Below are 19,580 nucleotides of genomic sequence, written 5' to 3' on the forward strand. Positions count from 1 at the left end.
TCGGGTTCAGTATAGTTTCCGGAGTCCGGTTCACTTTATCGAAGGAGCAGGAGTCATGACAGTGCCAGAAGAAGGCCTCAGGGGCCTGCGCGTGCTGGTCACCGGCGCGAGCCGCGGCCTGGGGGCGGCCACCGCCCGCCGCTTCGCCGAAGCCGGAGCGAACGTGCTGACCGCCTCGCGAAGCGTGCCCCCGGAGGGGTCTCCCGGCATCTTCATCCGCGCGGACCTCGCGAGCGCGCAGGGCGTGGCGGAACTCGCCCAGAGGGTGATCGACACCGTCGGCGGCGTCGACGTGCTGGTCAACAACGCGGGCGCGACGACCGGAGCGATACCGACGTTGGAGCGTTCCGACGAGGCATGGCGCTCCGACCTCGACATGAACCTGCTCAGCGCCGTCCGTCTCGACCGGGCCCTGGTGCCGGGGATGGTGGAGCGGGGCTCAGGGGTGGTCGTGCACGTCTCGTCGATCGCGAGCCGCCTGCCGCAACCGTCCGACGCCTCGTACGCGGCGGCCAAGGCGGCGCTCAACGCCTACAGCCGCGAACTCGCCATCGACGTGGGCAAGCATGGCGTACGCGTGGTGTGTGTCCTGCCCGGTTTCGTCACCACGGAGGGCGCGACGGAGCACCTCCAGCGGATCGCCGACAGGCAGGGCACCGGCCTGGAGGAGCTCAAGCAGCGGATCGTCGACCACCTCGACGTGCCGATGGGGCGGCCGGGCGAGCCCGAGGACGTCGCGGAGATGATCGCCTTCCTCGCCTCCCCCCGGGCGCCCCGGGCGAAGTGGCTCACCGGCGCCCAGTTCCGGGTGGACGGAGGAATCATCCCGGCGGTGTGACCGCCCGCCTCCGGGTCGGCATTTGCCTAAAGCTATTAGGCAAATGCCTTATAGTTGTCGGCAGACAGGAGGAAGCTTATGGTGAGAGCAGGGCTGACCCCCGAACGGCTGACCCGGGCAGGAGCGGAACTGGCCGACGAGGTCGGCTTCGACCAGGTGACCGTTTCTGAGCTCGCCCGGCGGTTCGACGTCAAGGTCGCGAGCCTCTACTCGCACGTCAAGAACTCCCAGGAGCTCAAGACCAGGATCGCCCTGTTCGCCCTGGAAGAACTCGCCGACCGAGTGGCCGCCGCCCTGGCCGGGCGTGCCGGCAAGGACGCCCTGGCCGCATTCGCGGACGCCTACCGTGACTACGCACGCGAACACCCCGGCCGCTACGCCGCCGCCCGGCTCCGGCTCGACCCCGAGACGGCGGCCGCCAGCGCCGGCGTACGGCACTCGCAGATGACGCGGGCGATCCTGCGCGGCTACGACCTGACCGAGCCGGACCAGACGCACGCGGTCCGGATGCTGGGCAGCGTCTTCCACGGCTACGTCAGCCTGGAGACGGCCGGAGGCTTCAGCCACACTCCCGTCGGCACGCAGGAGTCCTGGGCCTGGATCCTGGACTCCCTCGACGCCCTGCTCCGCGACCGGGCCACGTCCTGACCCGCACCGTCGCGACGGCGGATGAACGCTTCGAAGAACGGCAGAGATAATGATCACCGATTGGATCACCACGCCCGTCACCGCGGACCTGCTGCGCGGTTTCCTCGACGTGGAGACGACCGCGCACGGCCTGCTGCCGCACCGGCTGCCCGCCCGGGCGCGCCGGCAGATCCCCGACGACCGGCTGGCCATGGCCGAGGCGCAGCCCTCCGGCGTACGGTTGGCCCTCCGCACCCGCGCCACCACGATCGAACTGGACACCCTGCCCACCAAGCGGGTCTACCAGGGGTTCCCGCCCCCGGCCGACGGCGTGTACGACCTGCTGGTCGAGGGAACCCTCGCCGCCCAGGCCACGGTGGCCGGCGGCCGAGTCCACACGATCACCGACATGGTCACCCAGTCCGCAGAGGTGCGTGAGGGACCCGCCGGCACCGCCCGGTTCACCGGCCTGCCCGCAGGTGACAAGGACGTCGAGATCTGGCTCCCGCACACGGAGATCACCGAGCTGATCGCCTTGCGCACCGACGCCCCTGTCGAGCCGGCACGAGACAGCGGGCGCAGGGTGTGGCTGCATCACGGCAGCTCCATCAGCCACGGCTCGAACGCCGCCCACCCGACCGCGACCTGGCCGGCCCTGGCAGCCGCCGGAGGCGAAGCGGAACTGGTCAACCTGGGGTTCGGTGGCAGCGCGCTGCTGGACCCGTTCACCGCCCGCGCGATGCGCGACACCCCCGCCGACCTGATCAGCGTCAAGCTCGGCATCAATGTCGTCAACGGCGACGTGATGCGGCTGCGTGCCTTCACCCCCGCGGTCCACGGCTTCCTGGACACCATCCGCGAGGGGCATCCGACCACTCCGCTGCTGGTCGTCTCCCCCATCCTGTGCCCGGTCCAGGAGGACACCCCCGGCCCGCTCGCGCCCGACTACGACGGCGTGACCCTGCGGTTCAAGGCCACGGGCGACCCGGCAGAGCGCGCCGCCGGGCGCCTGACACTGAACGTCGTCCGCGACGAGCTCGCGCGGATCGTCGACCAGCGTAGGGCCGACGACCCGAACCTGCACTACCTCGACGGCCGTGCCCTGTACGGCGAGAGCGACTACGCCGAATTCCCGCTGCCCGACGCGATCCACCCCGATCCCGCAGGGCACCGCCGCATCGGCGAGAACTTCGCGCGGCTGGTCTTCGGCGACGGCGGCCCTTTCGCCGCGAAGACCGGCTGACGGCACCGGCCCGGCCGCGCGGCCCTTGGCGAGCCGCTAGTGCTGGGCCATGTCGACGAACCGGCTGTAGTGGCCCTGGAACGCCACCGTCACGGTGGCGGTGGGGCCGTTACGGTGCTTGGCCACGATCAGGTCGGCCTCGCCCGCCCTGGGCGACTCACGCTCGTAAGCGTCCTCCCGATGCAAAAGGATCACCATGTCGGCATCCTGCTCGATAGAACCACTTTCGCGCAGATCGCTCACTTGGGGGCGTTTGTCGGTGCGTTGTTCGGGGCCTCGGTTGAGCTGGGAGATCGCGATGACGGGGACCTCGAGCTCCTTGGCCAGCAGCTTGATGGCACGGGAGATCTCGGAGACTTCGTTCTGGCGGCTCTCGACCCTCTTCGGCGAGCTCATCAGCTGGAGGTAGTCGATGACCACGAATCTCAGGTCGTTACGCTGCTTGAGCCGCCGGCACTTGGCCCGGATCTCCATCATCGACATGTTGGGCGAGTCGTCGATGAACAGCGGCGCCTCCGCCACCTCGCTCATCCGGCGGGCCAGGCGGGTCCAGTCGTCGTCGCCCATCATGCCGGAGCGCATGGCGTGCAGCGCGACCCTCGCCTCGGCGGACAGCAGGCGCATGGTGATCTCGTTACGGGACATCTCCAGCGAGAAGATGACCGTGGTCATCCCATGCTTGATAGCCGCAGACCGGGCGAAATCCAGACCGAGCGTGGATTTGCCGATGGCCGGGCGGGCGGCCACGACGATCATCTGGCCGGGGTGGAGGCCGTTGGTGAGCTGGTCGAGGTCCTGGAAGCCGGTGGGCACGCCGACCATCTGGCCGCCGCGGCTGCCGATGGCCTCCAGCTCGTCGAGGGCGCCGGGCATGATGTCGGCCAGCGGTGCGTAGTCCTCGGACGTGCGGCGCTCGGTGACCTTGTAGATCTCGGCCTGGGCGCGGTCGACGAGGTCGTCGACCTCTTCGTTCTGGCCGCCGTAGCCGTAGGAGACGATGCGGGTGCCGGCCTCGATGAGGCGGCGGAGGATGGCCTGCTCCCGGACGATCTTGGCGTAGTAGCCGGCGTTGGCGGCGGTGGGGACGACGGCCGTGAGCGTGTGGAGGTAGGCGGCGCCGCCGACCCTGGCCATCTCACCGCGCTTCTGCAGCTCGTCGAAGACGGTGACCGCGTCGGCGGGCTCGCCCCGGCCGTAGAGGTCGGTGATGACGTCGTAGACCATCTGGTGGGCGGGGCGGTAGAAGTCGTCGGAACGCAGGATCTCCACGACGTCGGCGATGGCGTCCTTCGACAGGAGCATGCCGCCGAGCACCGACTGCTCCGCGTCGATGTTGTGCGGCGGGGTGCGCTCGAAGCCTGGACCTGCGCCACCGGTCTCTTCGTCAATGCTCACCGCGCCCCCTCGAACCTCGCAGGCGGTCGCACCACCCCCACTTGTAGTCGACCGGTCTGACAGTTTCGCGGAGTCGCGGTCAGTCGGCAACGTGGCCTGTGGACAACCTTGTGGTCAAGCTGTGCACTATCGCCCCCAGCCTGTGAAAGGCCTGTGGACGGGGCTGGGGATAACTCTTTCGGGTTTCCGCAGCGACCGTCCTGAGCTGGGAAAAGACCGTCCACCGGCTGTGGAGGGAAGAAAGTTTCCCCGACATGCCGTGTAAGGCTCATAATGGACTAGTGCCCATTACCTCCAGAGACCGGGAGATTCTGCGACTGGCTGTGCCCGCGTTCGGCGCGCTGGTCGCCGAGCCGCTGTTCCTGCTGGCCGACTACGCCATCGTGGGACACGGCCTGGGCACCACCGCGGTGGGCGCGCTGGGCGTGGCGGGCGCGGTCCTCACCACGCTGGTCAACCTGTGCGTCTTCCTCGCCTACGGCACCACGGCCTCCGTGGCCCGGCAGACGGGCGCCGGCAACCACGACCGGGCCATGCGCAACGGCGTGGACGGGATCTGGCTGGCGCTGGGCATCGGCGTCGCGCTGATCGCCGTGTGCTGGCCGCTCGCACCGGCCATCGTGGAGGTGTTCGGGGCGGCTCCGGAGCAGAGCGCGGAGGCGGTGACGTACCTGCGGATCAGCCTGCTCGGCGCGCCCGGGATGCTGGTCGTGCTGGCGGGCACGGGCGTGCTGCGCGGCCTGCAGGACACGGTCACGCCGCTGGTGGTGGCCGTGGGCTCGTTCGCGCTGAACGCGGCACTCAACGCGTGGTTCGTGCTGGGGCTCGGGTGGGGCATCGCCGGGTCGGCCTGGGGCACCGTGCTCGCGCAGACGCTCGGCGCGGCCGTCTACCTCGTCGTGGTGGTCAGGGGCGCGCGGCGGCTCGGTACGGCGCTGACGCCCCGGCTCGAAGGGCTCAGGCAGGCGGGCACGGCCGGGTTCGCGCTGCTCATCCGTACGGCATGCCTGCGAGTCGTGCTGCTCGTGGCCACCATGGTCGCCACCAGGATGGGCCAGGCCGAGCTGGCCGCGTTCGCCATCGCCACCCAGGTGTGGACGCTGCTCGCCTTCGCCCTCGACGCCATCGCCATCGCCGGGCAGGCCATCACGGGGCGCTCGCTCGGCGCGGGCGACGTCGCCGCCACCAGGGCCGCGACCAGGCGCATGGTCCAGTGGGGCATCTGGTCGGGCATCGTGCTCGGCGTGCTCGTCATCGCGGCGCGGCCGCTGCTGCCCGGGCTGTTCGACGCCGACCCCGCGGTCACCGCGCTGCTGCTGGCCGTGTTGTGGCCGGTGGCGCTGTTCCAGCCGGTGTGCGGGGTGGTGTTCGTGCTGGACGGCGTGCTGATCGGCGCGGGCGACCAGCGTTACCTCGCGTGGGCGGGGGTGTGGACGACGCTGGCCTACCTGCCTGCCGCCCTCCTCGCCGCCGGTGTCGGCGTGGTCGCTCTCTGGTGCGCGCTCGGGGTGTGGATGTTCGCACGCCTGATCACCCTGGTACGCCGGGCCGCCGGCACTGCCTGGCTGGTGACCGGGGCGTGATCTGCTCGTGCTTGCCGCCGCCCACAAGGTGAGACATGGTGGGCTCCCTGAGGGGTGTTCGGTGTCCACGATTCTGCGACGACTGCCGCCTTCCGAGGCGACCGGGCTGCGCACAGGCGCGCGGCACAGCCTGGCCGAGGTCTACCGCCCGGCCGACCTCGTGGTGCTCGGTTTCGGGGTGATGATCGGCGCGGGCATCTTCAGCATCGCCGGCCGGCAGGCCGCCACCACGGCGGGTCCCGGCGTGATCCTCTCGTTCATGATCGCGGGCATCGCGTGCCTGCTCGCCTGTCTGTGCTACGCCGAGCTGGCCTCCACGATGCCGGCCTCCGGCAGCGCCTACACCTTCACGTACGTCATCTTCGGCGAGGTCTGGGCGTGGATCATCGGCTGGGCGCTGATCCTGGAGCTGCAGTTCGCCGTGGCCGTGGTGGCCAGGGCGTGGGCCTCGATCACGGTCGGGGCCATCGCCGCCTTCGGCGTGCGCGTGCCGGACGCGGAGCTCGTGAGCGACGTGCTGGTGCTCGCGATCCTGCTCGTGCTCACCGGCGTCGTCGCGCTCGGCGCGCGGGTCGGGCTGCGGGCACTGTGGATCATGGTCTCGGCCAAGCTGCTGGCCGTCGGGGCGGTCATCGTCGTGGGCCTGACCCAGGTCGACGTGGCGAACATCGGCGAGTTCCACGTGCCGCCCAGGACGCTGCCGACCCCGCCCGCCACCGTGCTGGAGATCGTGGTCGGGCAGAGCCAGGCGTTCGGCTGGTTCGGCATCTTCGCGGCGGCCTCGGCCATCGCGTTCGCGTACATCGGGTTCGACGTGCTCGCCACCGCGGCCGAGGAGACCGTGAACGCCTCCAGGGCCGTGCCCAAAGGCATGATCCGCAGCCTGGTGCTCACCACGGTCATCTACCTCGCGGTCGCCCTGGTCATGGTGGGCATGGTGTCGTACACGCGGATCTCGGTGGAGGCGCCGCTGTCCAGCGCGTTCCGCGCGGCGGGCGTCGACTGGATGGTGCACGTCATCGACGTGGGCGCGGTGCTGGGCCTGACGACCGTGATCCTGGTGCTGATCGTGGGGCAGACCCGGGTGCTGTTCTCGATGGCCCGCGACGGGCTGATCCCCAGGAGCCTGGCCTCCGTCAGCCGCCGCTACCACACACCCACCAGGGTGACGTTGCTGATCGGGTTCGTGGCGATCATGCTGGCCGAGTTCGTGCCGGTGGTCACGATGCAGGAGCTCGTGGTGATCGGCGCGCTGTTCGCGTTCCTGTTCGTCTCTGCGGGGGTGATCGTGATGCGGCGGCGCATGCCCGGCCTGGAGCGCGGATTCCAGGTGCCGTTCTCGCCGCTGCTGCCCGCGCTCTCCCTGGTGGCCACCCTCTGGCTCATGGTCAACCTGCGGCTGCTGACCTGGGCGTGGTTCGTCCTGTGGATGGCCTTCGGCCTGCTGGTCTACCTCGTGTACGGCCGCCGCCACAGCCTGCTGGCCCGGCCCCGCGACCCGGTCGAGCCGCCCCGCGGGCGGCACCGGCGCTAGAACCGTCCCGATTCGAGCACGCTGCGCAGGAACTCCCTGGTACGCGCGTTCTCCGGCTCGGTGAAGATCTGCTCAGGCGGCCCCTTCTCCAGCAGCACGCCCCCGTCGAGGAAGCACACCGTGTCCGAGATGTCGCGGCAGAAGCCCATCTCGTGGGTGGTGAGGACCATCGTCATCCCCGACTCCTTGAGCTCCCTGATGATGCCCAGCACCTCGACCACCAGCTCGGGGTCGAGTGCCGAGGTGACCTCGTCGAGCAACATCAGCCGCGGCTGGGTGGCCAGCGCCCTGATGATGGCCACCCGCTGCTGCTGGCCGCCGGAGAGCTGGTCGGGGTAGGCGCGCGCCTTGTCCGCCAGCCCGAACCTGGCCAGCAGGTCATGAGCCTGCTCCTCCGCCTGCCCCTTCGCCACCCGGTGCACCTGCCGGGGCGCCAGCGTGACGTTGTCGAGCACGGTCATGTGCGGGAACAGGTTGAACGCCTGGAACACGATGCCCAGCCGCTTGCGCACGTCGTCGACGTTCGCGCGCGGGTCGGTGATCTCGTCGCCGTCGAGGTGGATCGTGCCGTCGTCCACGGTCTCCAGCAGGTTGACGCAGCGCAGCAACGTCGACTTGCCCGAGCCCGACGCGCCGATCAGGCTCACCACCTCGTGCGGCCGCACGTCCAGGTCGATGCCGCGCAGCACGCCGTGCCCGCCGAAGAACTTCCACACCCCGTCGATCGAAAGGACGCTCATGCGCCACGCCTCCTGCGCGTACGGGCGGCCAGATGGTCGGTGAACCTCGCCATGGGGATGGTGAGCAGGATGAACAGCAGCGCGGCGGCGAGGTAGGGCGTGTAGTTGAACGTGCTGGCCGCGTGGATCTGCGCCTGCCGCAGTGCCTCCAGCGGCCCGATGGTGGCCACCAGCGCCGTGTCCTTCTGCAGCGAGACGAAGTCGTTCAGCAGCGGCGGCACCACCCTGCGGGTGGCCTGCGGCAGCACCACGAACCGCATGGTCCTGACATGGCTCAGCCCGAGCGAGCGGGCCGCGGCCACCTGGCTGGGATGGATCGACTCGATGCCCGAGCGGAACACCTCCGCCACGTACGCGCCGTAGGAGAGGGTCAGCGCGATGATGCCCAGCGTGGCCAGGTCGGTGGGAATGCCCTGCAGGTTGAGGGCGGGCAGCCCGAACCCCACCAGATAGATCACCAGAATCGTCGGCACGCCGCGGAAGATGTCGGTGTAGAGCGTGGCCAGCGCCCGGATCGGGAAGAACGCGGGCGTCCTGATGCCTCTGGCCAGCGCCACCAGCAGCCCCACGATCAGGATCAGCGGCTCGGCGATCAGAAAGATCTTGATGTTGAGCAGGAACCCGCTCAGCACGTCGGGCAGCGCCTCGCGGAACTGGCCGAAGTCGAAGAACGTCTCCCGCACCCGCGGCCAGCCCGGCGAGCTCGTCACGATCCACACGACCATGACGACGAAGACAACCGTCGAAGCCGTCGCGATGGAGGCCGTGCGGCGACTGCGCGACCTGCGCATCCGCTCGCGTTCGGCCTGCCGCTCCGACTTGACCCACTCGCTCACCGAGGGATCACTTCAGCTCGGGCGCGCCCGCCGCCGAGCCGAGCCACTGCTGCTCGATCCTGGCCAGCTCGCCCTTCGACTTCAGCGCGTCCACCGCCTTGTCGACGCAGGACTTGAGCCCGCTGCCCTTCTCCATGACCAGCCCGAACTCCTCCGGCGTGCCGCCCGTCGAGCTGAACTGGCCCACGATCTTGGCGTTGTCCACCTGCGCGGCCGTCACGTAGAACGCCGTCGGCAGATCGACGACGATCGCGTCGACCTGCTCGTTCTTCAGCGCGTTCACGGCGTCCACCTGCTCGTTGTAGACGTTGGGGTCCTTGCCGGGCTGGATGACGCTCCTCACCGCGTCGAGCGAGGTCGTCCCCACCTGTACGCCGATCTTCGCGTCCTTCAGCTCGGCCAGGCTCTTCGCCCCGGCCACCTTGCCTCCGTCGACCGCCACGACGGCCTGCTTGACCGTGTAGTAGCCCTTGCTGAAGTCGACCGCCTTGGCCCGGTCAGGCGTGATGGACACCTGGTTGATGTCGAAGTCGAACTGCTTCTTGCCCGGCGCGTACGCCGAGTCGAACTTGACCGTGCTCCACTGCACCTCGGTGCGGTCGAAACCGAGCTCACCCGCCACGGCGAACGCCACCGCGCTCTCGAAACCCTGCCCGTTGCTCGGGTCGTCGTCCTTGAACCACGGCTCGTAGGCCGGCTTGTCGGTGCCGACGGTCAGCTTGCCGGGGGTGACGAGCTGGAGTTGCTCCTTGGCACACGCGGTGGACGCGGTCGGGGCGGCCGCCGTGTCGTCAACGGGTGCGCAACCAACGACCGCCACCGCGAGTGCGAGCAGCATGAGGGGACGGGCCATGGCCGAGCCTCCAGGGGGACGTGCGAGAGAACGACGGCATTCTACGCTGCCCGAGTAGGGTATTTCGTTCACGGGTGCCCTTTCACCACGGCAATCGGGCAACGTGGGCTCGCGTCACGGCGCTCAGCCGGTGACGGGTCAGAGGCCGTTTCCTGGAGGGCCCCCAGCCGAAGTGCGGCGGGTGGCGGGCCACGGCAGCGCGTAAGGGGAGGAAGGCAGCACTCTGTGCGGCGGGCGTGACGGATGGATACGGCACACCCGCACGGGCTCGCCGTGAAACGAAAAGGCCCCCGCATGGAGCGGGGGCCTTCGCGCAGGTCAGCCTGCGACGACCTCGACGTCGATCGAGGCGGACACCTCGGGGTGCAGCTTGACGGTGACCTTGTGCGAGCCGACGCTCTTGATCGCGTTGACGATCTCGATGCGGCGGCGGTCGACGATCGGGCCGCCGGCGGCCTTGACGGCCTCGGCGATGTCGCCCGTCGTGATCGAGCCGAACAGGCGGCCGGACTCGCCGGCGCGGGTGGCCAGGCGCACGCGCAGGGCGCCGAGCTGGCCGGCGACCTCCTTGGCGGTGCCGAGGTCGCGGATCTCGCGAGCGTCGCGGGCCTTCCTGATGGTCTCGATCTGCTTCTCGGCGCCGCGCGTCCAGCGCATGGCGTAGCCGCGCGGGATGAGGTAGTTACGGCCATAGCCGTCCTTCACCTCGACGACGTCGCCAGGGGTGCCGAGGCCGGAGACCTCGTTGGTGAGGATGAGCTTCATGTCGACATGCCTCCTTAGCGCGCCGTGCTCGTGTAAGGCAGCAGGGCCACCTCACGGGCGTTCTTGATCGCGGTCGCCACGTCGCGCTGGTGCTGGGTGCAGTTGCCCGTCACCCGGCGGGCACGGATCTTGCCGCGGTCGGAGATGAACTTCCGCAGCAGCGCCGTGTCCTTGTAGTCGACGTAGGAGATCTTGTCATGGCAGAACAGGCAAACCTTCTTCTTGGGCTTGCGCAGTGCCGGCTTGGCCATCGTGGTGCTCCTCTCAGAGCCCCGCACCAGGGCGGGAATGGACAGTCATCCGCTCGCGCGGATCTTGGGTGTTAGAAGGGCGGTTCGTCGCTGAAGTCGTTGCCGCCGCCGCCGAAACCGCCGCCCTGCTGGCCGCCGCCTCCACCGCCGAAGCCGCCACCGCCGCCGCCCTGGGGCGGGGCGGGCGTCGCGGAGGCCCAGGGGTCGTCGGCCGGGCCGCCGAAGCCGCCGCCGCCACCCTGGCGGGAGGTGCGGTTGACCTTGGCGGTGGCGTTACGCAGAGACGGGCCGACCTCGTCGACCTCGACCTCGTAGACCGTGCGCTTCTCGCCTTCCTTGGTCTCGTAGGACCGCTGCTTGAGCCGCCCCTGCACGATGACCCGCATGCCGCGCTGGAGGCTCTCGGCGGCGTTCTCCGCCGCCTGCCGCCACACGTTGCAGGTCAGGAAGAGGCTCTCGCCGTCTTTCCACTCGTTGGTCTGGCGATCCATGAACCGCGGAGTGGATGCGATGCGGAATCGAGCCACCGCTTGCCCCGTCGGGGTGAAGCGCAGCTCCGGGTCGTCGACAAGGTTGCCGACAAGGGTGATTACGGTGTCGCCTGCTGCCATGGCTAGCGCTCGCCTTCCTGCACGCCTTCGCTTGGGTTTCGGCTCAGACTACGGTCCCGGCCCGACAGAATGCCGGGCAACGAGCTTGCTCAGTGCACGTCGGGACGCAGGACCTTGGTGCGGAGGATGCCCTCGTTGAGGTTCATCTGCCGGTCGAGCTCCTTGACCGTCGCGGGCTCCGCGGACAGGTCGATGACGGCGTAGATGCCTTCGGACTTCTTGTCGATGTCGTAGGCGAGACGGCGACGGCCCCAGACGTCGACCTTCTCCACGGTGCCGCCGTCGTTGCGGACCACGGTGAGGAACTGGTCGAGGGACGGCGCGACGGTGCGCTCATCGAGCGAAGGGTCCAGAATGACCATTACTTCGTAACGACGCATGCGGGACTCCAACCTCCTCTGGACTCTTGCGGTCACGACACTCTGCCGTGACAGGAGGACGCTGACGTCTGAGCCCTGGCGCCCCTTTCGGCGCCCGGGGGTGACGGGTCATCCATCACAACGCAGCGTGCCCAAGGTTACCAGCCTCGACAAGGTGGGAAAGCCTTTAGGAAACCGAGGGGGTGGTGGTTGTGCCACACGTGCTTCAGCCCTCCGAACAGGAGCGGTTCCGTCTCAGGCTCAACAGCGACGGACGTGCGCACCCGCTGGAGAACACGCTGGCCGTCGTCACACTGGTCTGCGGCGTGGTGGCGTTCGTGGCGACGTTCTGGGCTTCCGCGCACATGATCGCGTCCTGGTTCGGCACGCTGGGGTTCGGCGTCGGTCTCTACTCTCAGTACATCTCGGCGACCACGCCGCAGCGCACGCTGAACGTCGTCGGGCTCGTGGGGGCGTTCGTGGGCGCCGCGCTCGGCATCGCCCACGGCGGCTTCCTTCCCTATCCGTGAGCCCTTCGCCAGGTCAACGGTCCCGGCGTCCCCGATCGGGGCCGTCATTGATGCGGACTTATCCGCTGATGTGCAGGTCTATTCCGAGCAGCACCAGGAACCAGAGGAAGACGGAGAGCAGCGCCTCGGCGAGATCCTTGAGGAGTCCTGGGGTGATGTAGTCGTAGACCCATGCGACGTAGATGCCGATGACCACGTAGATCAAGATGATCAGCGCTCGTAAGCGCCAGCGGCTCATGGTTTCTCCTCGGATCGGGGGTACCAGGCGACTGCCCCGGCGCGCCCTGGTCAAACGGATAAGCTCGGTGACATGGTGCGCATCGGAGCTCACGTCGACCAGGACGACCCCGCCGCTCACGCCGAGGAGGTGGGGGCCGAGGTGGTGCAGTTCTTCCTCGGCGACCCCCAGGGCTACAAGAAGCCCGTGCTGCCCGCCAAACCGGTCGAGGGCGTCGACATCTACATCCACGCCCCCTACCTCGTCAACGTCGCCACCACCAACAACCGCATCAGGATCCCGAGCCGCAAGCTGCTGCAGCAGCACCTCACGGCGGCCGTGGAGATCGGCGCCAAGGGCCTCATCGTGCACGGCGGCCACGTCGGCAAGGACGACGATCCCCAGACCGGGTTCGACAACTGGCGCAAGGTGTTCGAGCGCATGGAGTGCCCCATCCCCGTGCTGATCGAGAACACCGCGGGCGGCGGCAACGCGATGGCGCGCAAGCTGGAGCGCATCGCCCGCCTGTGGGACGCGCTCGACGGGTTCGACGTGGGTTTCTGCCTCGACACCTGCCACGCCCACGCGGGCGGCGAAGAGCTGGTCGACCTGGTCGACCGGGTCAAGGCCATCACCGGCCGGATCGACCTGGTCCACTGCAACGACTCCCGCGACGCCTTCGACTCCGGCGCCGACCGCCACGCCAACCTGGGCAAGGGGAAGATCGACCCCGAGCTGATCCTGGCGGTCTGCCGGGCGGCCGCGGCGCCCGTCGTGGTGGAGACGCCGGCCGAGGGCCAGGCCGACGACATCGCCTTCCTGAGGAAGAACCTCCAGGGAAAACACACAGCCTGTGGATAACTTCCCTGGATTACCGAGGAAAGAAAGGGGGTAGAAAGATCAGCCCGCCCACGCGCCATCGAGGAACCGGGCGGCGTTGACCAGCATGAGCGGCCCCGAGATCAGGGCATAGAGGGCCAGCACCCACGCCTTCCTGGTCATCACCTTGGCGACCAGCACCCACACGGGAAACCACAGCAGCAGCGAGCGCGGGATCGACAGGTAGTACGCCGACGTCATCAGCGCCGCCGCCTGCGCCCCCGTGTAGACCAACTCGCTCCACCGGCGCAACACGAGCAGCCAGACCAGCGCCGCGACCGCCACCACGGCCCCCACGATCTCCATCCTGAAGGCCACCGCGAAGTCGTCGGCGCCCATGGCGGAGTGCCAGGTCGTCCGCCACGCCTCCCACGGCCACACGAAGTCACGCCCCCACCCGGCCTCCTGCGCGTGCTTCCAGGCCAGCCAGTCACCCGTCCTGCTGTAGTGGTAGGACGAGTACGCCACCAGCGGGACGAAGGGCACCGCCAGCCATCCGGCCCGGCGCGGCGCCTCCTTCTTCGTGACGAACTCCACGATGAGAGCGACCGCCAGGAACAACCCGGTGATCCGCACGCATGAGGCGCCCGCGGCCAGCAGCGCCGCCGCGGGCCAGCGTCCCTGCCTGGCGGCCAGCCACGCGGGGACGGCGAAGGCCAGGAAGAGCGACTCGCTGTAGCCCGCGGCCAGGAACACCGCCATCGGGAAGAGCAGCAGCGCCAGCACCGCCATCCAGCCGGAGGCGCCCTCGAACTCGGTCAGCCGGGCCAGCGCCATCATGGCGACCGCCCCGGCGGCCAGCGAGACCAGCAGCCCGGCCGCCGCCCAGTCGGGGACGACCAGGTAGACCATGCGCAGCGCCGCGGGCAGCCCGGGGAAGAACGCGGGCAGCCCTTCGTCCACCGGCCTGCCCGGCTCGCCGTCGTAGCCGTACTGGGCGATCGTGATGAACAGCGTGGCATCCCACTTGCGCCACCTGTCCAGATATTCGCCCAGCGTCACGCCGAGCACGGTCGCCAGCAGCAGCCCCGCCCGCGAGCCGCACCACAGCAGCAGCGCGTCCCGGCCGGACGAGCGTGTGATCATCGGGTGATGGACGCCAGGGTGAAGCGGTCACGCGCGTCGGCGAACACGCCGCCCGCCTGGTCGTCGAGCCCGGCCTGCCGCACCACGTCCTTGTCGGGGCGCAGGATGTCGCGCACCACCAACGCCATCATGATGCCGATCGTGATGACCCGCCCCCAGACGGCGGTGAAGTAGGTGTCGTCGCCGATGCCCAGGTCGTCCCTGCTGAGCGGCGGCTGCGCGAGCAGGTAGAGCCAGATGGCGACGAAATACCACACCTCGGCGAGCTGCCACAACGCCAGCGGCTTCCAGTTGGGCCTGGCCAGCACGGCGAACGGCACCAGCCAGAGCACGAACTGCGGCGACCACACCTTGTTCGTCATCATGAACGCGGCCAGCGCCAGGAAGCAGATCTGCGCCAGCCTCGGCCGGCGCGGCGCGGCCAGCGTGAGCACGGCGATGCCGAGGCACAGGACGGCCAGCGACGCCATGCCGAGCGTGCTGACGTCGGCCTCGCCGAGGACCGGCCAGCCCTTGTTCTGGAAGAACAACCACGGCGAGCCCCAGTCGACGCCGCGTTCCTGGGAGAAGACGTAGAACCGGCGCCAGCCGTCCCATGCGAGGACCATGAAGGGCAGGTTGACCACCAGCCACGCGGCGGCGGTCGAGCCCATGGTGACCAGGAACGGCCGCCATCGCCCCGTCCGCCAGGTGAGCAGGAACAACGCGCCCACGAACATCAGCGGATAGAACTTCGTGGCGATCGCCAGCCCGAGCAGCACCCCGGCCAGCACCTGACGTTTGCGTGCCCAGGCCAGCAGCATGCCCATGGACAACGCGCCCGCGATGAGATCCCAGTTGATGTACGCGGCCAGCACCACGGCGGGCGCGACGGCGTACCAGAGCGGGTCCCACCGCCGTGTGGGTCCGGCCACCGCGGCCATCAGCAGCACGCCGGCCACGAGGGAGACGCCGAGCAGGATGACCGTCAGGTCGTAGAACCTGACCGCCTGGGCCACCTGGTCGGGCTCCAGCCACCGGACGATCCAGCTGAACGCCTGCATGACCTCACCCAGCACCACCGGGTATTCGACCTGCTTGTCGAACGGCACATCGGCGAAGTAGGGGTTCTGGGTGGCCAGCTGCCTGTCGAAGTAGAGCGGGTAGATGTCGGTGTAGCAGAAGTTGGTGTACGTCGAGATCTGGTCGTTCCAGCCGCCGGTGCGGCACGGCAGCCGGACGATGTACGCGAGAGACGCCCCCAGGGCCGCGAACAGCCCCAGGGGAAGGTACGGGATGGCTCGCGCCACCAGCGGCGCGCGCACCTCCGTGCTCGTCACTGGCCCTCGAGCCTGCCGTTGGCCGGCCCCGGGCCCGCGGCTCTCCTGTCGGGCCCGTTGTCACCGCCCGCGACGTTCGGGTCGTCGATCTCGGGGAACCCGTCGTCGGCCGGCGGCGGATCGTCGATGGTGGGCTCGTCGCCGGTGTCGCCGTCGCAGCCGATGAGGCAGTCGGGATCGTCGCCGGTCTCGTCGTCGAAGGGGTTCTCGCCGTCGTCGAACGGGTTCTCCGGCGTCTTCGTCGGCGTGGGCGTCGGGCTCGGCACGATGTTCTCCGGCGTGCCGATCTCGGCCTTCTCGGGGAACTCCTCGACCGGCTTGCCCTCGTGCGCGGCCAGCATGAACCGCTGCCAGGCGATCGTGGGCGGGCCCGCGCCCTCGAAGCCCAGGGACACTTCGTACGGTCTGGTGTACGGGTTGTTGACGTCGTACTTCTTGCTCGCCTTGCCCTTGGGCGTGATGGGGCAGTTGGAGTGCAGCGGCGGGACGACCTTGCCGCTCTTCGTCCTGCACTCCTCGCGGTAGAACCCGACGGCGGTGGAGATCTGCGGCGTGTAGCCGACGAACCAGGCGCCGTTCTCGTCGTTGTTGGTGCCGGTCTTGCCGGCGGCCGGCCTGTTGCCCAGGCCTTTGCCCGCCGCGGTGCCGTTGCGCAGCACCGCCGCCATGGCGACGGTGGAGTCGGCGGCCACTCCGGGGTCGATGACCGACTTGGTGAGCTGCTGCTCGGGGTAGGCGACCTGGCCGTTCTGCTCGACCTTCTGCACGACGTGGTAGCGGGTGTATTTCCCGGCGTTGGCGAAGATGGAGTAGCCGGCGGCCTGCTCGACCGGCGTCACCGGGGCGCTGCCGATGGCGAACTGGTAGTGGTGCTCCTCGATGTCGGCTGTCATGGCCTTCTCGTTGAACCCGGCCGCCACGACGAGGTTCTTCACGTCGTCGAGCTGGTTGGGCAGCGCGTACGCCATGGAGACGAAGGCGGTGTTGACCGACTGGGCGGTCGCCTTGACCACGTCGACGGCCCTGCCGACGTTGTGGCTGTTGGTGATGCCGCCCTTCTGCTGCCCCGGCAGCTCCTTCGGCACGGTCTCGTTGCCCGGCACGTAGCTGCTGAGCGAGTAGCCGGCCTGCAGCCAGGCGGCCAGCACGTACGGCTTGAACGCCGACGCGGCCTGCTTCTTCGACTCGAAGGCTTCGTTCCACGGGTCGTTGACGTAGTTGTCGCCGCCGTAGAAGGCGATGACACGGCCGTTCTTCGGGTTGACCGCGGCCAGGCCGCCGTGGAACTCCTTCGACATGCCCTGCATCGTGGTCTTCATGGCCTGCCGGGCGGCCTTCATCAGTTTCCTGTCGAAGGTCGAGGTGATCTTGAAGCCGCCGCTCTCGACCTCGTCGCGGGTCAGGCCGCGCGATTCCAGCTCGTTCAGCACCTGCCGCACCATGTAGCCCCTGTCACCGCCCAGGGAGTTGCTGCTGGTGCTCTTCCTCGTCTTGGGGAACTTAGCGGTCTGCGGGAGCTGGCCGTATTTCTCGGGCCAGAGCTCGGCCATCCTCTTGATGGTCTGGTTGAAGCGGTATTTCAGCGCCGGGGAGTCGGGTTCCCAGGCCGGCTGCTGGATCCGCGCGGCGAGGTAGGCGCCCTGCTCGGGGGACAGCTTCGCGGCGGTCATCCTCTTGCCGAAGTAGGCCCGCGCGGCGGCCTGGACGCCGTACGCGCGGCCGAAGTTGACGGTGTTGAGGTAGTTGCGCAGGATCTCGTCCTTGGTCAGCGTGTCGTCGAGCTTGACCGCGACGAAGATCTCCTTGATCTTCCGTTCGATGGACACTTCCTGGCTGAGGCCGTCGTAGTAACCGCGGGCCATCTGCTGGGTGATGGTCGAGGCGCCCTGCAACTGCTGACCGGTCGCGGTCATCCACACGGAGCGCGCCATACCGGAGAAGGAGATGCCGGAGTCCTCGTAGAACGTGTCGTTCTCGATGGCGATCGCGGCGTCCTTGACGCTGTCGGCCATCTCGTTGATCTCGACGCTCTCGCGCGGCATGCCCAGCCTGGCGATCTCGGTCTTGCCGTCGTTGTAGTAGATGGTGCTCTGCTGCGCGGTCGCCTCCGCCTGCACGGTCGTCGGCACCGGGGTGTTGGCGTACGCCACCATGACCATGCCGAACATGCCGGCCGCGAGCACCACGACGCCGGCCACGACGATTTTCCAGCTCGGCACGAACCTTCGCCAGCCGCCCCGGCCGCCGCCGCCCTTCTTGACGGGCGGTCCCGGAGGCTCGGGCGGTCCGCCCTGCCCCCTTCTGCGGCGCCGCGGCGCGTCGCTGACCATCGTCTCCTGGTTACCGAGCGTGCGCGACTCCTCGCGCGAGCGGGAGCGCGGCGGCGGCTGGTCGCCGCGCTCGCCCGCCGGGTCGCCGCGTCGAGGAGGCTCGTCGTACGGCTGTGCGGCCATGGCGCCGGTCTGCTCGTACGCCGCCTCAGGACGTCGGGCCTCCGGCTCCTCGCCCCAGCCGGGTCCGCCGGTTTGGCGAGAGGAACCTTGGGGCACAGAACGGGATGAGTTGGAGCGACGGCGCCTTCCTTGGCGTGCCGTCCCCTCATTCATGCTGTTACTCACACGTCCTCGCAACGTCGTCGGAACTGAAACGGCGGTAGGGCGTGAGGCTCCTCGCCGCCCTCGGTCTTCACGCTTGGCCGACGAGGTCAGGCGGTCCGTTCCCGAGTACGTACGAAACCGTCAAGTGGTTCCAGGAACAACCTTGGCAGACCTCGACAACGTACACCCGGAACTCATCGTAATCATGAGCCATGGCGATGAGCTCTGATGTGACTTTTGCCTGGCCGGCATGGCGCCCGAGGCACTCACCGTAGACATAAGTCACATTAGTGACGTTCTCCCTTTCGCAGACCGGGCAGAGTCGTTCGGTCGGCTCGCCGAAGTGGCGTGCCGCGCGAAGGAGGTAGGGCTGTGCGTCACAGACGTCACCGCGCGAGGCTCGCCCGGAACGCAGGGAGCGGACTGCCGCTCTCTTCGCGAGACCGTAATCCACCACCCTTCGCTGTGACCACATGAGCGCCAGACTACGGCGTTTTGCGGGTCCATCCCAACGACTCCGCGGATTCATAGATTGCGGCGATATAGCGCCACGACGTATCCTCAAGATGTATCGGCTCGATACATCGACACGAGAGGGGGGCGGTTCCCATGGCCAGCGGACAGGGCAGAGTCTTGGAACTGGCCGTGCTCGGGTCGCTGCACGAAACGCCACTACACGGCTACGAGCTGCGCAAACGGCTCAATGCCCTGCTGGGGATGTTCCGTGCGTTCTCCTACGGGTCGCTGTACCCCTGTTTGCGATCACTTCTGGCTCAGGGCCTCATCGCGGAGGAGCAGCCCGCTCCCGCCACGATCGTCGGCGGCCGGTCGAAAATCGTCTACAAACTGACCGCCGAGGGCAAGGAACGCCTGCAGGACATGCTCACCCAGGCAGGTCCTTCCGCATGGGAGGACGAGAGCTTCGGTGTGCACTTCGCTTTCTTCCGGCACACCGAGGCCGAAGTCCGTCTGCGCATTCTCGAAGGCCGCCGCAGCCGGCTGGAGGAGCGGCTCGACGCGGTGCGCACGGCGCTGGCGCGCACCAGGGAACGCCTCGACAGCTACACGCTCGAGCTGCAACGTCACGGGCTCGAGTCGGTCGAGCGCGAGGTGCGCTGGCTCAACGAGCTGATCGCAACGGAGCGCCGGGCCTCGGAAGAGCCCGGAAGAGACACCACGTCAACTGATGAGTAAGGGAGCGAGTGCGATGGGTTCGGTTCGCGTGGCCATTGTCGGTGTCGGCAACTGCGCGTCGTCGCTGGTCCAGGGCGTTCACTATTACAAGGACGCCGACCCGGACGTACGGGTCCCGGGCCT

At 68.7% G+C, this 19,580-nt stretch carries 21 protein-coding genes and 1 pseudogene; 9 read left to right on the top strand and 13 right to left on the bottom strand.

The window, feature by feature from the left end; genetic code table 11:
* The first annotated feature begins 55 nt into the window (after window positions 1-55).
* From ACZ6SA_RS39745 to ACZ6SA_RS39755, 3 genes are all read left to right on the top strand, one after another.
* A complete protein-coding gene (locus ACZ6SA_RS39745) occupies window positions 56-838 on the top strand; it encodes an oxidoreductase (RefSeq protein WP_465834076.1) in 783 nt (260 codons plus the stop codon).
* Window positions 839-916: 78 nt separating this feature from the next.
* Window positions 917-1,486 carry a TetR/AcrR family transcriptional regulator gene (locus ACZ6SA_RS39750; RefSeq protein WP_347647534.1) on the top strand — a complete coding sequence of 190 codons (570 nt, stop codon included), beginning with the start codon at window positions 917-919 and terminating at the stop codon, window positions 1,484-1,486.
* A 49-nt stretch (window positions 1,487-1,535) separates the two neighbouring features.
* Window positions 1,536-2,708, top strand: coding sequence for a GDSL-type esterase/lipase family protein (locus tag ACZ6SA_RS39755; protein WP_347647533.1), 1,173 nt, complete (start codon window positions 1,536-1,538; stop codon window positions 2,706-2,708).
* Window positions 2,709-2,744: 36 nt separating this feature from the next.
* On the opposite strand, the gene dnaB is transcribed toward ACZ6SA_RS39755, so the two are convergent.
* A complete protein-coding gene (gene dnaB / locus ACZ6SA_RS39760; protein ID WP_465834095.1) occupies window positions 2,745-4,097 on the bottom strand; it encodes a replicative DNA helicase in 1,353 nt (450 codons plus the stop codon).
* A 287-nt stretch (window positions 4,098-4,384) separates the two neighbouring features.
* On the opposite strand from dnaB, the gene ACZ6SA_RS39765 reads away from it, so the two are divergent.
* Both ACZ6SA_RS39765 and ACZ6SA_RS39770 read left to right on the top strand, forming a co-directional pair.
* A complete protein-coding gene (locus ACZ6SA_RS39765; protein ID WP_347647531.1) occupies window positions 4,385-5,686 on the top strand; it encodes an MATE family efflux transporter in 1,302 nt (433 codons plus the stop codon).
* A gap of 61 nt (window positions 5,687-5,747) precedes the next feature.
* Window positions 5,748-7,220 (top strand): APC family permease, encoded by a 1,473-nt coding sequence (locus ACZ6SA_RS39770; protein WP_347647530.1) that lies wholly within the window; start codon window positions 5,748-5,750, stop codon window positions 7,218-7,220.
* Here the strand turns inward: ACZ6SA_RS39770 and ACZ6SA_RS39775 are convergent.
* From ACZ6SA_RS39775 to rpsF, 7 genes are all read right to left on the bottom strand, one after another.
* Window positions 7,217-7,960 carry an amino acid ABC transporter ATP-binding protein gene (locus ACZ6SA_RS39775; RefSeq protein ID WP_347647529.1) on the bottom strand — a complete coding sequence of 248 codons (744 nt, stop codon included), beginning with the start codon at window positions 7,958-7,960 and terminating at the stop codon, window positions 7,217-7,219. The genes ACZ6SA_RS39770 and ACZ6SA_RS39775 overlap by 4 nt on opposite strands.
* Window positions 7,957-8,796, bottom strand: coding sequence for an amino acid ABC transporter permease (locus ACZ6SA_RS39780; RefSeq protein ID WP_465834080.1), 840 nt, complete (start codon window positions 8,794-8,796; stop codon window positions 7,957-7,959). The genes ACZ6SA_RS39775 and ACZ6SA_RS39780 overlap by 4 nt, the downstream gene beginning before the upstream one ends.
* 7 nt (window positions 8,797-8,803) lie before the next feature.
* Window positions 8,804-9,649, bottom strand: a complete 846-nt coding sequence (locus tag ACZ6SA_RS39785; protein WP_465834082.1) for an ABC transporter substrate-binding protein — start codon at window positions 9,647-9,649, stop codon at window positions 8,804-8,806.
* A 318-nt stretch (window positions 9,650-9,967) separates the two neighbouring features.
* A complete protein-coding gene (rplI, locus tag ACZ6SA_RS39790; protein WP_347622957.1) occupies window positions 9,968-10,414 on the bottom strand; it encodes a 50S ribosomal protein L9 in 447 nt (148 codons plus the stop codon).
* A gap of 14 nt (window positions 10,415-10,428) precedes the next feature.
* Window positions 10,429-10,665 (bottom strand): 30S ribosomal protein S18, encoded by a 237-nt coding sequence (gene rpsR, locus ACZ6SA_RS39795; protein ID WP_020543048.1) that lies wholly within the window; start codon window positions 10,663-10,665, stop codon window positions 10,429-10,431.
* 71 nt (window positions 10,666-10,736) lie between these two features.
* Window positions 10,737-11,276: a single-stranded DNA-binding protein gene (locus ACZ6SA_RS39800; protein ID WP_443155949.1), complete on the bottom strand. Its 540-nt coding sequence runs from the start codon at window positions 11,274-11,276 to the stop codon at window positions 10,737-10,739.
* A gap of 89 nt (window positions 11,277-11,365) precedes the next feature.
* Window positions 11,366-11,656 (bottom strand): 30S ribosomal protein S6, encoded by a 291-nt coding sequence (gene rpsF, locus ACZ6SA_RS39805; protein WP_026214314.1) that lies wholly within the window; start codon window positions 11,654-11,656, stop codon window positions 11,366-11,368.
* Window positions 11,657-11,847: 191 nt separating this feature from the next.
* Between rpsF and ACZ6SA_RS39810 the strand changes: the two genes are divergently transcribed.
* A complete protein-coding gene (locus tag ACZ6SA_RS39810) occupies window positions 11,848-12,165 on the top strand; it encodes a hypothetical protein (RefSeq protein WP_347647525.1) in 318 nt (105 codons plus the stop codon).
* A 58-nt stretch (window positions 12,166-12,223) separates the two neighbouring features.
* Here the strand turns inward: ACZ6SA_RS39810 and ACZ6SA_RS39815 are convergent, their stop codons facing one another.
* Entirely contained in the window at window positions 12,224-12,403 is a 180-nt protein-coding gene (locus tag ACZ6SA_RS39815; RefSeq protein ID WP_132597084.1) for a hypothetical protein, read from the bottom strand.
* Window positions 12,404-12,475: 72 nt separating this feature from the next.
* Between ACZ6SA_RS39815 and ACZ6SA_RS39820 the strand changes: the two genes are divergently transcribed.
* A complete protein-coding gene (locus ACZ6SA_RS39820) occupies window positions 12,476-13,243 on the top strand; it encodes a deoxyribonuclease IV (protein WP_465834087.1) in 768 nt (255 codons plus the stop codon).
* 39 nt (window positions 13,244-13,282) lie between these two features.
* Here ACZ6SA_RS39820 and ACZ6SA_RS39825 read toward each other — a convergent pair whose 3' ends face one another.
* The 4 genes from ACZ6SA_RS39825 to ACZ6SA_RS39840 all read right to left on the bottom strand — a co-directional run bounded on the left by ACZ6SA_RS39825 (window position 13,283) and on the right by ACZ6SA_RS39840 (window position 18,792).
* Window positions 13,283-14,347: a mannosyltransferase family protein gene (locus ACZ6SA_RS39825; protein WP_347647523.1), complete on the bottom strand. Its 1,065-nt coding sequence runs from the start codon at window positions 14,345-14,347 to the stop codon at window positions 13,283-13,285.
* Window positions 14,344-15,666: a glycosyltransferase family 87 protein gene (locus tag ACZ6SA_RS39830; RefSeq protein ID WP_347647522.1), complete on the bottom strand. Its 1,323-nt coding sequence runs from the start codon at window positions 15,664-15,666 to the stop codon at window positions 14,344-14,346. The genes ACZ6SA_RS39825 and ACZ6SA_RS39830 overlap by 4 nt, the downstream gene beginning before the upstream one ends.
* Window positions 15,663-18,119: a transglycosylase domain-containing protein gene (locus ACZ6SA_RS39835; RefSeq protein ID WP_347647521.1), complete on the bottom strand. Its 2,457-nt coding sequence runs from the start codon at window positions 18,117-18,119 to the stop codon at window positions 15,663-15,665. The genes ACZ6SA_RS39830 and ACZ6SA_RS39835 overlap by 4 nt, the downstream gene beginning before the upstream one ends.
* A 232-nt stretch (window positions 18,120-18,351) precedes the next feature.
* Window positions 18,352-18,792, bottom strand: coding sequence for a DUF5318 family protein (locus tag ACZ6SA_RS39840; protein ID WP_465834090.1), 441 nt, complete (start codon window positions 18,790-18,792; stop codon window positions 18,352-18,354).
* 80 nt (window positions 18,793-18,872) lie between these two features.
* On the opposite strand from ACZ6SA_RS39840, the gene ACZ6SA_RS39845 reads away from it, so the two are divergent.
* Together ACZ6SA_RS39845 and ACZ6SA_RS39850 are read left to right on the top strand one after the other, a co-directional pair.
* Entirely contained in the window at window positions 18,873-19,457 is a 585-nt protein-coding gene (locus ACZ6SA_RS39845; RefSeq protein ID WP_132512827.1) for a PadR family transcriptional regulator, read from the top strand.
* A 13-nt stretch (window positions 19,458-19,470) separates the two neighbouring features.
* Window positions 19,471-19,580: pseudogene (locus ACZ6SA_RS39850) on the top strand (inositol-3-phosphate synthase); the annotation flags it as partial.

This window comes from Nonomuraea sp. NPDC049378 (assembly GCF_055586745.1).